This is a genomic window from Lysobacter sp. Root667 (assembly GCF_001427715.1).
Lineage (GTDB): Bacteria > Pseudomonadota > Gammaproteobacteria > Xanthomonadales > Xanthomonadaceae > Lysobacter.
This window is the reverse complement of record NZ_LMHF01000013.1, coordinates 350631-364577: the sequence shown is the minus strand read 5'-3', so window position 1 is coordinate 364577 and position 13947 is coordinate 350631. Positions and strand designations below refer to the sequence as shown.

The following is a 13947-nucleotide window of genomic DNA, read 5'->3' as shown; positions in this document are numbered from 1 at the left end:
TAGCCGATATGGCTACGGTAATTCTACCGGATCGATCATGCGATTTGCACGGTTGTGCTGAAAATCCGTTGACGATCCGGCCAAGCCGGGACTACGATCAAACAAGCGTTTGATTCAGCCACCCTGGAGCCCCATGGCCGCCACCGCCCATTTCTCCACCAAGGACCGCATCCTCGGCGCCGCCGAAGAGCTGTTCGCCCAGTTCGGCTTCACCGGCACCTCCCTGCGCCAGGTCACCAGCCGCGCCGACGTCAACATCGCCGCGGTCAACTACCACTTCGGCAGCAAGGAGAACCTGGTCAACGAGGTGTTCCGCCGCCGCATGGACGACATGAGCCGGCAGCGCCTGAGCGCGCTGCAAGAGGCCGTCCAGCAGCATCCGGGCGAACTGGAACCGATCCTGGCCGCGTTCGTCGAGCCGGCCCTGGCCCTGGCCCAGGACCGCCACGGCGGCGCCGCCTTCGTGCGCGTGGTCGCGCGCGCCTACGCCGAAAAGAACGACAGCCTGCGCAAGTTCCTGTCCGACCACTACGGCCACGTGCTGCGCGAATTCGCCAAGGCGATCGCGGCCGCGGTGCCGGGCCTGAGCAAGGAAGAGCTGTACTGGCGCCTGGACTTCCTGGCCGGGTCCCTCACCTACGCCATGGCCGACTTCGGCCTGATCAAGCGTCCCGCCGGTGTCACCGAGGCGGCGCATCGTGAGCGCGCGGGCCGCGAGCTGATCCGTTTCGCCGCTGCCGGCTTCAAGAGCTGAGCCCAGCGCTCCGCCGCCCCCTTTCCGACCGCGCCTGGGCGACCCCATCGGTTGCCCCGCTTCCGTACCGTCCTGGCGCCGCAACATAGTGCAATCAATCCAAGGAGTTGCAGACGATGTCTAACAAATTGCTTGTCCGCCGAGCCGCGGTCCTGGGCGCCGGCGTCATGGGCGCGCAGATCGCCGCGCACCTGACCAACGCGGGCGTCGACACGGTGCTGTTCGACCTGCCGGCCAAGGAGGGCGACCCCAACGGCATCGTCGCCAAGGCGATCGCGAACCTGGGCAAGCTCAGCCCCGCCCCGCTCGCCGCCAAGGGCCTGGCGGAGCGCATCAGCGCGGCCAACTACGAGACCGGCCTGGAACAGCTGCGCGACTGCGACCTGATCATCGAGGCCATCGCCGAGCGCATGGACTGGAAGCAGGACCTGTACAAGAAGATCGCTCCGTTCGTGGCCGAGCACACCGTGCTGGCGTCCAACACCTCGGGCCTGGGCATCAACAAGCTGGCCGAAGTGCTGCCCGAGCAGCTGCGCCACCGCTTCCTCGGCGTGCACTTCTTCAACCCGCCGCGCTACATGCACCTGGCCGAGCTGATCCCGGCCCGCGGCACCGACGCGAGCGTGCTCGAGGGCCTGGAAACCTTCCTGACCACCACCCTGGGCAAGGGCGTGGTGATCGCCAAGGACACCCCGAACTTCATCGGCAACCGCATCGGCGTGTTCTCGATGCTGGCCGCGATGCACCACACCGAGCAGTTCGGCCTGGGCTTCGACACCGTCGACGCCCTGACCGGCCCGGCGATCGGTCGGCCCAAATCGGCGACCTACCGCACCGCGGACGTGGTCGGCCTGGACACCATGGCCCACGTCATCAAGACCATGGCCGACACCCTGCCCGACGACCCGTGGCACTCGTACTTCAAGGCGCCCAAGTGGCTGGCCGCGCTGATCGAAAAGGGCGCGCTGGGCCAGAAGACCGGTGCCGGCGTCTACACCAAGCGCGGCAAGGACATCCTGGTGCTGGACCTGAAGGCGCAGGACTACCGCGTCTCGGCCGGTGAACTCGACGCCGACGTCGCCGCCCTGCTCAAGGAACGCGACCCGGCCAAGAAGTTCGCCGCGCTGCGCGCCAGCAGCCATCCGCAGGCGCAGTTCCTGTGGGCGGTGTTCCGCGACAGCTTCCACTACAGCGCCTTCCATCTGGAGTCGATCGCCGACACCGCGCGCGACGTCGACTTCGCGATGCGCTGGGGCTACGGCTGGTCGCTGGGCCCGTTCGAGAGCTGGCAGGCCGCCGGCTGGAAGCAGGTCGCCGACTGGATCGCCGAGGACATCGTCGCCGGCAAGGCGATGGCGTCCGCGCCGCTGCCGAACTGGGTGTTCGACGGCCGCGACGGCGTGCACGGCAGCGACGGCAGCTACAGCCCGGGCCGCAACGCCAAGGTCGCGCGCTCGTCCAACCCGGTCTACGCGCGCCAGCGTTTCCCCGACGCCCTGCTCGGCGAGAAGTTCTCGCAGGGCCAGACCGTGTTCGAGAACGACGGCATCCGCCTGTGGGCCGACGACGGCGACGACATCGCCGTGATCAGCTTCAAGACCAAGATGCACACGGTCAACGACCACGTGCTCAACGGCATCCAGGAAGCCATCGGCATCGCCGAGAAGAAGTTCAAGGGCGTGGTGATCTGGCAGCCGAAGGAGCCGTTCTCGGCCGGCGCCGACCTGTCCGGCGCGCTCGGCCTGCTCCAGGCCGGCGACCTCAAGGGCTTCGAGGCCATGGTCGCCAACTTCCAGGCCACCAGCCAGCGCATCAAGTACTCGCTGGTGCCGGTGGTCGCGGCGGTGCGCGGCCTGGCCCTGGGCGGCGGCTGCGAGTTCCAGATGCATGCGGCCAAGAGCGTGTTCGCGCTGGAAAGCTACATCGGCCTGGTCGAGGCCGGCGTCGGCCTGCTGCCGGCCGGCGGCGGCCTGAAGGAGTTCGCGGTGCGCGCCTCCGACGCGGCCGGTCCGGGCGGCGACGTGTTCGCCCAGCTCAAGACCGCGTTCGAGTCGGTGGCCATGGGCAAGGTCTCGACCTCGGCCTTCGAAGCGCGCGAGCTCAAGCTGGCGCGCGACGGCGACGCCGTGGTGTTCAACGCCTTCGAACTGCTGCATGTGGCCAAGGCCCAGGCGCGCGGCATGGCCGAAAGCGGCTATCGCCCGCCCCTGCCCGGCCGCCGGGTCCAGGTCGCCGGCGACGTCGGTATCGCGACCTTCAAGATGCTGCTGGTCAACATGCTGGAAGGCCGCTTCATCTCGCCGCACGACTACGAGATCGCCACCCGCATCGCCACCGTGATCTGCGGCGGCGAAGTCGACCGCGGCGCGCTGGTCGACGAAGAGTGGTTGCTCAAGCTCGAGCGCGAGCACTTCGTCGCGCTGGCGCAGATGCCCAAGACGCAGGAGCGCATCGCGCACATGCTCAAGACCGGCAAGCCGCTGAGGAACTGAGATTGGTGATTCGAGATCCGGGATTCGCAACAGCGTCTCCCGGATCGTTCGTCCTAATCCCGAATCCCTAATCCCGAATCCCTCTTTCGGAGAAAGATCATGAAGCAAGTTCAAGACGCCTACATCGTCGCCGCCACCCGCACCCCGGTCGGCAAGGCCCCGCGCGGCGTATTCCGCAACACCCGCCCCGACGACATGCTCGCCCACGTGCTCAAGTCGGTGGTCGCGCAGGCCCCGGGCATCGACCTCAACCGCATCGACGACGCCATCATCGGCTGCGCCATGCCCGAGGGCGAGCAAGGCATGAACGTGGCGCGCATCGGCGTGCTGCTGGCCGGCCTGCCCAACACCATCGCCGCGCAGACCATCAACCGCTTCTGCTCCTCCGGCCTGCAGGCCGTGGCGCTGGCGGCCAACGAGATCCGCCTGGGCAACTCCGACCTGGTCCTGGCCGGCGGCACCGAGTCGATGTCGATGGTGCCGATGATGGGCAACAAGGTCGCGCTGAGCCCGAGCGTGTTCAAGGACGACCACGTCGCCATCGCCTACGGCATGGGCATCACCGCCGAGAAGGTCGCCGAGGAATGGAAGATCTCGCGCGAGGACCAGGACGCGTTCGCCCTGGCCTCGCACCAGAAGGCCATCGCCGCGCAGCAGGCCGGCGAGTTCAAGAGCGAGATCAGCCCGTACGAGGTGCTGTCGCACCTGCCCGATCTGTCCGGCAACACCATCAAGCTGCGCAAGAGCCTGATCGAACTCGACGAAGGCCCGCGCGCCGACGCGTCGCTGGAGGCGCTGGCCAAGCTCAAGCCGGTGTTCCGCAACGGCCAGTTCGGCGGCACCGTCACCGCCGGCACCGCCTCGCAGATGAGCGACGGCGCCGCGGCCGTGCTGCTGGCCTCGGGCCAGGCGGTCAAGGACTACGGCCTGACCCCGCTCGCGCGTTTCGTCAGCTTCTCGGTCGCCGGCGTGCGCCCGGAAGTGATGGGCATCGGCCCGATCGCGGCGATTCCGAAGGCGCTCAAGCAGGCCGGCCTGACCCAGGACCAGATCGACTGGATCGAGCTCAACGAAGCCTTCGCCGCGCAGGCGCTGGCGGTGATCCGCGACAGCGGCCTGGACCCGTCCAAGGTCAATCCGCTGGGCGGCGCGATCGCGCTCGGCCATCCGCTGGGCGCGACCGGTGCGATCCGCACCGCGACCATCGTCCACGGCCTGCGCCGTCGTCAGCAGAAGTACGGCCTGGTGACCATGTGCATCGGCACCGGCATGGGCGCGGCGGGCGTGTTCGAAGCGCTCTGAGCCACGGCCGCGAGGCGAAGGCCGCGACCTTCGCATAGCGGAGTCACACCAGGGCGGCTACGGCCGCCCTGGTGCGTTTTGGGGTCTGCGCGCGCCGGTCGTACGATGCTGCGAGCCCCCGGCGCGATGCGTGAAGCGCATTACCTCGAAGCGGAATACCCCTTTCGCGCGCAGCGATGCCGGCCCGCGCAGCTAGCCCGCACAAACGGCAAGGGCAGCCGAAGCTGCCCTTGCCGTGGACGACGAGGTCCGGTTGCGCGCTGGCGATCGGCCCACGGTAGCCGGCCGCGCGATTACCGCGGGCAGGCGGTGAATTTGCCCTGGGCGTCGCGGCAACGCTTGGGCACGGCCTTCTTTTCGCAGGACACGAACTTGCCCTTGCTGTCGCGGCAATGTTCGGCCGCGGCCGCGGCCTTGGCCGGCGCGGGTCGGGGGGTGGCCGCCATCGGCTGGGCGGCGGAGTGCGCGGCCATGGGCTTGGCGGCGGCCGTCGGCTGAGCGGCCGGTGCAGGCTGTGCGGCGCTGGCGCCCAGGCTCAGGAACAGCAAGGCGCTGGCGATCGGAACCAGCAGGATGCGGGGCATGGCGGCTCTCCCGAAGACGCGACCGAAGCGATCGCGATTGCAGGCTAGGCGACGGCGGGCTACAGCAGCCTGGGCGGACGATTAAAGATTTTTAATGTGCCGCGCTCTGGGGTAGGAGCGGCGTAAGCCGCGACCACGAAACCGAATTGCGTCGTCGCTTCGATGGCGCGGTCGCGGCTTACGCCGCTCCTACCGAAGGCCAGGGCCGAACGGCTCAGGCCAGCCGCGTCCCGTTCGGCACCGGGCGCTCGATCGCGGTGACCACCACGCCGTCCTCGGTCGGAAACCCGGTCAGCAGGAACTCGGAACGGAACGGCCCGACCTGCTTGGGCGGGAAGTTGATCACGCCGACGATCTGGCGCCCGATCAGTGCCTCGGCCGCGTACAGCTGCTTGACCTGGGCGCTGGTCTTGCGCACCCCATGCGGTCCGAAGTCCACCCACAGCTTCCACGCCGGTTTGCGCGCTTCGGGAAAATCCTCGACCCGCAGCACCGTGCCGGCGCACAGCATCACCCTCTCGAACTCGCTCCAGCTCAGGTCGTCCTGCCCGGCCGCACCATGGTCTTGGCTCACTCGCGCTTCCTCTCGTTCCAGTCTTTCCACAGATCCTTGAACTGCGCCCAGCTGTAGCTCAACTGCGCGCCCAGCAGCCCGGCCGGCTTCAGCGCCGAGACCAGGCCGTAATGTTCGAACTCCCGCCAGCGCGGGTCGCCGTGCGCGATCGCCGCGGCCAGCAGCTCGCCGGCGAAGGTGGTCGGGGCGACGCCGTGACCGCCGAAGGCCTGCGCCAACCACAGTCCGTCCTCGACCAGGCCGATCTGCGGCATCTGGTGGCGCGCATAGCTCATCAGGCCGGACCAGGCCTGCTCGATGCGCACGCCTTCCAGTTGCGGGAACACCTTGAGCAGGTCGCGCCGCAGCAGGCGTTCGACCGCCGCCGGCGAACGGTCCAGCACCGAGATCCGCCCGCCCCACAGCAGGCGCGTGTCCGGCAGCGGCCGGTAGTAGTCGAACGCGAAACGGCTGTCGTAGACCGCCGCGCGTGTGCGCAGCGCCTCGTCCAGGCGTTCGCCCAGCGGCTCGGTGACCATGACGTAGGTCGCGATCGGCATCACGCCGGCGTCCACGCGCGCGCGCAGCCCGGCCAGATAGCCGCCGCAGGCCAGCACCACCCGCGGCGCCGCGATCTCGCCCTGCGGCGTGCTGACGCGCCACAGGGCGCCGTCGCGACACAGCGCGGTCGCCGGCGTGCGTTCGTGCACGGCGACGCCGGCGCGCTCGGCCAGCGTCGCCAGGGCCAGCGCGTATTTGAGCGGATGGAAATGGAAGGCCTGCGGTTCGAACAGGCCGTCGTGGTAGCGGTCGCTGCGCACCAGGCCGCGCAGTTCGTCCTGCGCCAGCCAGCGCCAGTCGACGCCGTAGTGCTCGGCCAGCAGGCGCTGGCGCGCGCGCAGCGGTTCGGGATCGCGGAACCAGTTGGCCCAGATCACTCCGGCCTCGACCGCATCGCAGTCCAGGCCGTGGCGATGGATGCGCGAGCGGATCAGCTCGACCGCGCCGGTGCTGCCCGCGTACAAGGCGCGCGCACGTTCGCGACCGAGTTCGCGCAGCAGCGCGTCCTCGCCGCGCGAGAAGCCGCCGAACACGAAGCCGCCGTTGCGTCCGGAGGCGCCGTGACCGAGGGTCTGGGCCTCGACCAGGGCCACGCCCTCGACCCCGCGCTCGGCCAGGCCCAGGGCGGTATTGAGCCCGGCGAAACCGCCGCCGATCACGCACACCGAGGCTTCGCGCCGGCCTTGCAGGGCCGGCCGTTCCGGCGTCGGCGGCAAGGTGGCGCGGTAGTAGCTGGGGGCGGTCATGGGCGGTCTGGAATGCGGCGGTCGGGTTTGCTGAAATGCACGGGAACCACGAGCCCGGATCCACAGGAACGCGAGCATGCGCGATACGGACATCCACTCGGCCGACCTAGCCTATCGCAGGCGCAGCCTGCTGATCGTCGCCGCGATCGTGGTGCTGGCCTCGTTCGCGCTGTGGCAACTCGATGCCTGGCTGACCGGGATTGCCAGCCAGCTGGCCCAGGACGGCGACCCGCAGCGCACCCGACGCTGGTTGCGCGGCCTGCTCGTCGCGCTGGGCTTGCTGCCGGTGGTGCCCTTGTCTCTGCTGGCGCGCAGCCTGCGGCGCCTGGCTGCGGCCGCGCAGGCCGAGCAACGTTTTCCGCCGCGCGACTGGCGCACCCTGCGCGACGTACGCGTGCTGCGCGGCGCGGCCGCGCTGCGCTGGATCGGGCGGGTACGGCGCATGGCCGCGGTGGCGCGCGTGCTGGCCGCGCTGTGCGCAGCCGTAGCGATGGCGGCGTTCTGGTACTACCGCTAAGGCCTCCATCGGTGCCACGCGGCCGGCGATCACGCCGCCGGGGCGGTGCTGTTGCCCTGCCCCGACTTCGCGTCCATCGTGATGCGGCCGGCGCCATCGCCCAGCGCCGCGGGAGTCGAAGGCATGCCATGGATCGACGCGCTGCGGCAACGCGCTCGCCAACTCAAGCGCGAGATCCACGCGCTCTACCTCGCGGCGCGGCATCCGCTCACTCCGTGGTACGCCAAGCTGCTGGTCGCGGCGATCGTGGCCTACGCGCTCAGTCCCATCGACCTGATTCCGGACTTCATCCCGGTCCTGGGCTATCTGGACGATCTGCTCCTGCTTCCGCTGGGAATCGCGTGGGCGATCCGCATGATTCCAGCGGCCGTCATGGCCGAGTGTCGCGCGCGTGCCGCGCAGGACGGCGGTCTGGAGGGCGGCGCGGCAGGCCGCGCCGCGGCCGCTGTGATCGTGGCGGTCTGGATCGGACTCGCCGTGCTATGCGCCTTGCTGGCTTATAGATACGTCGCGGCCGACCCCGTCGAGCCGCCACCGCCGATCGTCGCGATGCCTGCGACGGCGGATAAACAAGCGGGTAAGCGACCTGGCTACGGGTTCCTGCTTCCCGGCCCAGGCCTCACTCCAGATCGGCCACGCCCAGTTCGCTCAACGCGTTCTGCATCAGCTGGCGCGCCGAATCGCTGAGCACTTCGTGGTCCAGGGCGAAGCGGATCGTGGCTTCGATCAGGCCCAGGTGAGTGCCGCAGTCAAAACGGGTGCCCTGGAAGCGATAGGCATTGACCGCCTCTTCGGTGAGCATCGCGGCGATCGCGTCGGTGAGCTGGATCTCGCCGCCGGCGCCGGGCGTGGTGTTTTCCAGCAGGCCGAAAATGCGCGGATTGAGCACGTAACGGCCGACCACCGCGAGGTTGCTGGGCGCGACCTCGGGACTGGGCTTCTCGACGATGGCGCGAATGCGGCCTTGGCGCGCGGCGAAACCGTCGGTGGCGACGATGCCGTAGCTGCCGGTCTGCTCGCGCGGCACGTCCTGGACCGCGATCACGCTGGCGCCGGAGACTTCGGCCGCATCGGCCATCTGCTTGAGCGCGCCCGGGCCGCGGTTCCAGATCAGGTCGTCGGGCAGCACCACCGCGAACGGCTCGTCGCCGACCACGGGCTTGGCGCACAGCACCGCATGGCCCAGGCCCAGGGCTTCGGCCTGGGTCACGAACACCGCGCGCACGCCCGGAGGCAACACGTTGCGGACCAGCTCCAGCTGTTCGAGCTTGCCGCTGCGCTCGAGCTTCTGCTCCAGCTCGTAGGCCTTGTCGAAGTAGTCGGCGACCGCGTGCTTGTAGCGGTTGGTGACGAAGATCAGGGTGTCGCAACCGGCTTCGATCGCTTCGTCGACTGCGTACTGGATCAGCGGCCGATCGACGATCGGCAGCATTTCCTTGGGCACGGTCTTGGTCGCGGGCAGGAATCGGGTCCCCAGTCCTGCGACGGGAAACACCGCTTTACGGATGCGAGCTGCCATCAAACCTTCCTGGCGTTACGGGTCGGGAACGCCACCACGGTGGTCGACTCGACGTAATCGGGATGTTCGCCCACCGGGGCGAACTCGGGCACGGCCATGCGCAACAACTGGTTCAGCGCTTCGCGGTCGTAGCGCGCCGAAGCCTCGCGCAGCTGCGCGATCGCCGACTCGATCGCCGACGCGGAGACGCCGCGCGGCTCGGCCTGCAGGATCTTCGGATGCTGGGTCGGGCGATAGCGCTCGTCGGCGTGGAACAAGGTCTCGTGCAGCTTCTCGCCCGGACGCAGGCCGGTGTAGATGATCGCGATGTCGCGGCCCGGCTGCTTGCCGGCCAGGCGGATCATCTGCTCGGCGAGCAGGCGGATCGGCACCGGCTCGCCCATGTCGAGGGTGTAGATCGCTTCATGGCTGCCGATCGCGGAGGCCTGCAGGATCAGCTGGCAGGCTTCCGGGATGGTCATGAAGAAGCGCGTGACTTCCGGGTCGGTGACCGTGACCGGCCCGCCGCCGCGGATCTGTTCGCGGAACAACGGCACCACGCTGCCGGCCGAATCGAGCACGTTGCCGAAGCGCACGGTCACGAAGCGGGTCGAACGCTGGTCGGCGAGCGACTGGCAGGTCATCTCGGCCAGGCGCTTGGTCGCGCCGAGCACGTTGACCGGATCGACCGCCTTGTCGGTGGAGATCAGCACGAAGGTGCCGACGCCGGATTCGCGGCAGGCCTTGGCCACCGTCGCGGTCGACAGCACGTTGTTGCGCACCGCTTCGCGCAACTGCGCTTCCAGCAAGGGCACCTGCTTGTACGCGGCCGCATGGAAGACCGCGTCGGGCTCGGACTGGTCGAGCGCGAACGCGATCACCGCCGGGTCGCCGCAGTCGCCCAGGATCGGGATGTATTCCAGATCCGGGAAATCGCGACGCAGCGCGGCCTCGGTCTGGGTCAGGGCGAGTTCGTCGATTTCGATCAGGGCGATGCGGCGGGCGCCGTGGCGCGCGCACTGGCGGCACAGCTCCGAGCCGATCGAGCCGCCGGCGCCGGTGACCAGCACCGAACGCGCGCCCAGCCAGCTGCGGATCGCTTTCCAATCCGGCAGCACCGGCTTGCGCCCGAGCAGATCCTCGATCGCGACTTCCTTGAGTTCGCCGGGCAGCGAACGGCCTTCGAGCACGTCCTGCAGGCGCGGCACCATCCGGAACGGCAGGCCGGTGCGCTCGCAGGCGATCACCACGCGCTGCAGCGCGTTGGCGTCGGCCGAAGGCATCGCGATCACCAGCAGCTTGGCGGCGGTCTCGCGTGCGATTTCGGCGACTTCGGGCACGCGTCCGAGCACCGGCACGCCCTGGACCTTGCTGCCGCGCAGGCGCGCGGCGTCGTCGAGGAAACCGACCGGCTCATAGGTGCCGAAGCGGCGCAGGTCGCGCACCAGCGCTTCGCCGGCGCGGCCGGCGCCGAGGATCAGGATGCGCACCGTCGCGGTGTTGGCGCGTTCGACGCGGCTGTCCTTCCAGGCGCGGTACAGCAGGCGCGGCGCACCCAGCATGCCGACCAGGACCACCGGGTACAGCACCAGCACCGTGCGCGGCATGGTGGTGTCGAGGCGGTTGTACAGGAACAGCACCAGCACGATCGCGAACAGACCGAGCATGCAGGCCTTGAAGATATTCCAAAGATCGGGCACGCCGGCGAAGCGCCACAGGCCGCGGTACAGGCCGACCTGCCAGAACACCAGGCCCTGCGCGATCATCACCAGCGCGATCTCGGTCGACCACAGCGGCAGCGGAACGGCGGCGGGGATGATGCCGAAGCGCAGACGGTACAGCGCTTGCCAAACCAACCACACCATCGCGAGATCGTGCGCAACTACCGCCATGCGCGGCAGTGCACCTTTGAGACGATCGCGCCAAGAGCTCATTCCATGCCCCTATACCTAGCCGGGAGAATTCAACGCCGGCTCGGAGCCGGCGCGCTGTAACCACCACCACAAAAAAGCGCCGGACATATACCACGCCGCAACCGTACACAACATGAAAGCCATTCTTGTTTGCAGCAGTATTGGGAGCGCCAGCACAGCTACGAGGGTATGCATGGCGTAGGCGAATGTGACTTTGGTGTGCCCTACTCTCCTCGCCCAGACCTGATATGCGTGTTGCGCGTGTGCGGTCCACCAGCGCTCCCTGCGCAGCATGCGTCGTAGCAGTGTCAAGCCGGCGTCTATGAGGAAGGCCGAAAGCGGCATCAGGACGACCGCTGATCGGCTGCCCAGGCCTGCCGAGGCAAAGACCGCAAGCCCGGCCAGGGCGAACCCGATCGCCCCGCTACCGGCATCGCCCATGAAAATCCGGGCACGCGGGAAGTTGAAGGGCAGGAAACCGAGGCAGGCGGCGGCCAGGGCCAGGCCCAGCCACGCACCCGGGGCTCCGGCCAGCCAGCCCAGGGCCAGGGCGACCAGGGCCGCCTGACTGGCGGCCAGGCCGTTGATCCCGTCCATGAAGTTGCAGACGTTGGTCAGCGCCAGCGCGGCCACGAACGCGCCCAGGGCCAGCCAGGGCGCGTCCAGCACGTGCCAGACCGCGTAGGCAAACACCGCCGCGGCGAGCGCGTGCACAGCCAGCCGCAGCGACGCCGACAGCGGCCGGTGATCGTCGATCAGGCCGACCCCGGCCACCAGCGCCAGCCCCAGCCCGAACGCGGCCAGCAGCGGCGCCTGCGCCGGCAGGCGCACCGCCAGGGCCAGGGTCGCGACCAGCAGCGCGATCACGATCGCGATGCCGCCGCCGCGCGGTGTGGCGACGACGTGGCTGCGGCGTTCGCCGGGGTGGTCGATGAGGTCGATGCGCAGCGCGTACCAACGCGCCAGCCAAGTGCCGACCGCTCCGATCAGCAGGTGGGTCATCAGCCAACTGGCCATCGGATCAGACCACCGCGTAGTTCAGCAGCGGTTTGACCGTTCCCCATTCCTTGCAGCTGGGGCATTGCCAGTGGTGGCTGCGCGCGCCGAAACCGCAACGGTTGCAGCGGTAGCTCGGGTTGCGCACCAGCAGCTGGTCGGTGATGTGCTTGAGGTCGTGCAAGGTCGCCATCGGATCGGCGCCCTCGGCCAGGGTCAGGTCGATCAGGGCGGCCTCGCCGCGCACCGAGGGCCGGTCCTTGAGCTGGCGCGCGAGGTAGGCGCGCGCGGCCGGCACGCCGTCCTCGGCTTCGACCATGCGGGTCAGGGCCAGCACCGGGGCGATACCGCGGTAGTGCTCGCACATCTCGGCCAGAAACGCGCGCGCGCCGGTCGGGTCGCCGTCGCGCTCGTAGCAGCTCAGCAGCGAGGGCAGCACTTCCGGCAAATAGTCGGGATCGGCGCGGGCCACGCGTTCGAAGGCGCGAATCGCGGCGGCGTCGTTGCCGGCTTCGACTTCGATCCGGCCTTCGAGCATGCCCGCGCGCACCGAATTGGCGTCGGCCTCGTAGGCGCGCTTGACCGCTGCGCGGGCCGCGTCGACTTCGCCGGCGGCGCGGTGGCGGTCGGCGAGTTCGCATTCGAACTGCGCGATCAGCTTGCCCATCGGCTCGCCGGTCGCGGCCTCGTAGCGGCGCGCGTTCTCGATCGCCTTGTCCCAGTCGCGTTCGGACTGGTAGATGCCGATCAGGTGGCGCAGCGCCAGCGGCGCCATGTCCAGCGCGACCAGATCGCTGAACACGGTCTCGGCGCGGTCGAGCAGGCCCGAGCGCATGTAGTCCTCGCCCAGCGCCAGCAGCGCCTGGACCTTCTGCTGGTCGCTCAGGCCGGGACGCTGCACCAGCGCCTGGTGCAGGCGGATCGCGCGGTCGACTTCGCCGCGGCGGCGGAACAGGTGGCCCAGCGCGACCTGGGTCTCGAAGGTGTCCTTGTCGAGCTCGGCGATATGCAGAAAGATTTCGATGGCCTTGTCCGGCTGCTCGTTGAGCAGGTAGTTGAGGCCGCGGAAGTACGTGGTCGACAGATGGCTGACCTGGTTGTCGCTGTGGCGCTCGCCGCCGCGGCGGCCGATCACCCAACCGCTGATGGCCGCGATCGGCAGCAGCAGGAAGAACCAGAACCACTCGCTGATGAAGGCCATGCCTCAGGCCTCGCGCGGGAGGGCGGCGCTGCGCTCGGCGCGCGCCAGGCGGCGACGCAGCGGCAGCACCAGGCTGGCGGTGATCGCCAGGCCGCCGGCGAGCACGCCGATCAGCAGGGACACGATCAGGGCCACGCCCAGGGTGGTCGGGAAGGTGCCGAAGCCCAGGTCGATGGGCACGATCTGCCGATTGAGCGCGCCGACGGTGGCACCGGCCGCGAGGCAGACGAAGGCGATGAGGAAACGGATCAGGCGCATGGGGGATGGGTCCGGGGTCCGCGATGTTGCTAGCTTAAGGCTAGGAACGAGTTCTTAGGAATTAGGAACTAGTAAAAGAAGGCGTGGCCGGATGAGGGGGCGGATTGGGAGGACTAAGAGGCAGGCAGGACGAGGCCGTCAGGAGCAGCACCGCTCTGACCGTTCCTGATTCGTTCTATTGCCTTGGTAGTGGCGCAGGCCACGACAACCGCCTAACTACTTCCTAATTCCTAGAAACTAGTTCCTAGCCTCAAGCTAGCTTCAAGCTTCATCGTCCAGCGGCGCCACGCCGCTGACGCGTTCGCGCAGTTCCTTGCCGGGCTTGAAATGCGGGACGTGCTTGCCGGGCAGCGCGACCGATTCGCCGGTCTTGGGGTTGCGGCCCAGGCGCGGCGGACGGAAATGCAGCGAGAAGCTGCCGAAGCCGCGGATCTCGATGCGTTCGCCCACCGACAGCGCGCCGCCCATCATTTCGAGCAAGGCCTTCACCGCCAGATCCACGTCGTCGCCCTTCAGGTGGGCCTGACGCTGCGAAAGGATCTCGATGAGTTCGGACTTGGTCATGGGCGCAG

General features: G+C 68.9%; 13 protein-coding genes and 1 pseudogene. 5 read left to right on the top strand and 9 right to left on the bottom strand.

What is annotated here, in order from left to right; genetic code table 11:
• Positions 1-133: 133 nt before the first annotated feature.
• The 3 genes from ASD78_RS14425 (at position 134) to ASD78_RS14415 (ending at position 4548) form a co-directional block, all read left to right on the top strand.
• Positions 134-754, top strand: coding sequence for a TetR family transcriptional regulator (locus tag ASD78_RS14425; protein WP_055906765.1), 621 nt, complete (start codon positions 134-136; stop codon positions 752-754).
• Positions 755-870: 116 nt separating this feature from the next.
• Positions 871-3246 (top strand): 3-hydroxyacyl-CoA dehydrogenase/enoyl-CoA hydratase family protein, encoded by a 2376-nt coding sequence (locus ASD78_RS14420; protein WP_056102581.1) that lies wholly within the window; start codon positions 871-873, stop codon positions 3244-3246.
• A gap of 96 nt (positions 3247-3342) precedes the next feature.
• Positions 3343-4548, top strand: coding sequence for an acetyl-CoA C-acyltransferase (locus ASD78_RS14415; RefSeq protein WP_055906759.1), 1206 nt, complete (start codon positions 3343-3345; stop codon positions 4546-4548).
• Between the two features lie 293 nt (positions 4549-4841).
• Here the strand turns inward: ASD78_RS14415 and ASD78_RS20800 are convergent, their stop codons facing one another.
• The 3 genes from ASD78_RS20800 to ASD78_RS14400 all read right to left on the bottom strand — a co-directional run bounded on the left by ASD78_RS20800 (position 4842) and on the right by ASD78_RS14400 (position 6992).
• Positions 4842-5132, bottom strand: coding sequence for a hypothetical protein (locus tag ASD78_RS20800; RefSeq protein WP_056102579.1), 291 nt, complete (start codon positions 5130-5132; stop codon positions 4842-4844).
• 214 nt (positions 5133-5346) lie between these two features.
• Positions 5347-5706, bottom strand: a complete 360-nt coding sequence (locus tag ASD78_RS14405) for a tRNA-binding protein (RefSeq protein ID WP_255355398.1) — start codon at positions 5704-5706, stop codon at positions 5347-5349.
• Positions 5703-6992: an FAD-binding oxidoreductase gene (locus ASD78_RS14400; protein WP_056102576.1), complete on the bottom strand. Its 1290-nt coding sequence runs from the start codon at positions 6990-6992 to the stop codon at positions 5703-5705. The genes ASD78_RS14405 and ASD78_RS14400 overlap by 4 nt, the downstream gene beginning before the upstream one ends.
• Positions 6993-7068: 76 nt before the next feature.
• Here ASD78_RS14400 and ASD78_RS14395 point away from each other — a divergent pair, with 76 nt between their 5' ends.
• Positions 7069-7509, top strand: a complete 441-nt coding sequence (locus tag ASD78_RS14395) for a hypothetical protein (protein ID WP_056102573.1) — start codon at positions 7069-7071, stop codon at positions 7507-7509.
• A 150-nt stretch (positions 7510-7659) separates the two neighbouring features.
• A pseudogene (locus tag ASD78_RS21575) lies at positions 7660-7908 on the top strand (DUF1232 domain-containing protein); the annotation flags it as partial.
• Positions 7909-8128: 220 nt separating this feature from the next.
• Here ASD78_RS21575 and galU read toward each other — a convergent pair.
• The 6 genes from galU to ASD78_RS14365 all read right to left on the bottom strand — a co-directional run bounded on the left by galU (position 8129) and on the right by ASD78_RS14365 (position 13939).
• Positions 8129-9028, bottom strand: coding sequence for a UTP--glucose-1-phosphate uridylyltransferase GalU (gene galU, locus ASD78_RS14390; protein ID WP_056102569.1), 900 nt, complete (start codon positions 9026-9028; stop codon positions 8129-8131).
• Entirely contained in the window at positions 9028-10941 is a 1914-nt protein-coding gene (locus tag ASD78_RS14385) for a nucleoside-diphosphate sugar epimerase/dehydratase (protein WP_055906744.1), read from the bottom strand. The genes galU and ASD78_RS14385 overlap by 1 nt, the downstream gene beginning before the upstream one ends.
• A 15-nt stretch (positions 10942-10956) precedes the next feature.
• Positions 10957-11922, bottom strand: a complete 966-nt coding sequence (locus ASD78_RS14380; RefSeq protein ID WP_235565866.1) for a lipopolysaccharide biosynthesis protein — start codon at positions 11920-11922, stop codon at positions 10957-10959.
• Positions 11923-11941: 19 nt separating this feature from the next.
• On the bottom strand, positions 11942-13117 hold the full coding sequence (lapB, locus tag ASD78_RS14375; protein WP_056102567.1) for a lipopolysaccharide assembly protein LapB: 1176 nt from the start codon (positions 13115-13117) through the stop codon (positions 11942-11944).
• A 3-nt stretch (positions 13118-13120) separates the two neighbouring features.
• Positions 13121-13375 (bottom strand): LapA family protein, encoded by a 255-nt coding sequence (locus tag ASD78_RS14370; protein WP_055906735.1) that lies wholly within the window; start codon positions 13373-13375, stop codon positions 13121-13123.
• A 261-nt stretch (positions 13376-13636) separates the two neighbouring features.
• The gene (locus ASD78_RS14365; RefSeq protein ID WP_055906732.1) at positions 13637-13939 is read right to left on the bottom strand and encodes an integration host factor subunit beta; all 303 of its coding nucleotides are present in this window, start codon (positions 13937-13939) and stop codon (positions 13637-13639) included.
• Positions 13940-13947: the final 8 nt, after the last annotated feature.

Bases quoted from the DNA above. Each gene is read 5' to 3' on its own strand.
- ASD78_RS14425 (WP_055906765.1), top strand. From the start codon at position 134: ATGGCCGCCACCGCCCATTTCTCCACCAAGGACCGCATCCTCGGCGCC.
- ASD78_RS14420 (WP_056102581.1), top strand. From the start codon at position 871: ATGTCTAACAAATTGCTTGTCCGCCGAGCCGCGGTCCTGGGCGCCGGC.
- ASD78_RS20800 (WP_056102579.1), bottom strand. From the start codon at position 5,132: ATGCCCCGCATCCTGCTGGTTCCGATCGCCAGCGCCTTGCTGTTCCTG.
- ASD78_RS14400 (WP_056102576.1), bottom strand. From the start codon at position 6,992: ATGACCGCCCCCAGCTACTACCGCGCCACCTTGCCGCCGACGCCGGAA.
- ASD78_RS14395 (WP_056102573.1), top strand. From the start codon at position 7,069: ATGCGCGATACGGACATCCACTCGGCCGACCTAGCCTATCGCAGGCGC.
- galU (WP_056102569.1), bottom strand. From the start codon at position 9,028: ATGGCAGCTCGCATCCGTAAAGCGGTGTTTCCCGTCGCAGGACTGGGG.
- ASD78_RS14385 (WP_055906744.1), bottom strand. From the start codon at position 10,941: ATGAGCTCTTGGCGCGATCGTCTCAAAGGTGCACTGCCGCGCATGGCG.
- ASD78_RS14380 (WP_235565866.1), bottom strand. From the start codon at position 11,922: ATGACCCACCTGCTGATCGGAGCGGTCGGCACTTGGCTGGCGCGTTGG.
- lapB (WP_056102567.1), bottom strand. From the start codon at position 13,117: ATGGCCTTCATCAGCGAGTGGTTCTGGTTCTTCCTGCTGCTGCCGATC.
- ASD78_RS14370 (WP_055906735.1), bottom strand. From the start codon at position 13,375: ATGCGCCTGATCCGTTTCCTCATCGCCTTCGTCTGCCTCGCGGCCGGT.
- ASD78_RS14365 (WP_055906732.1), bottom strand. From the start codon at position 13,939: ATGACCAAGTCCGAACTCATCGAGATCCTTTCGCAGCGTCAGGCCCAC.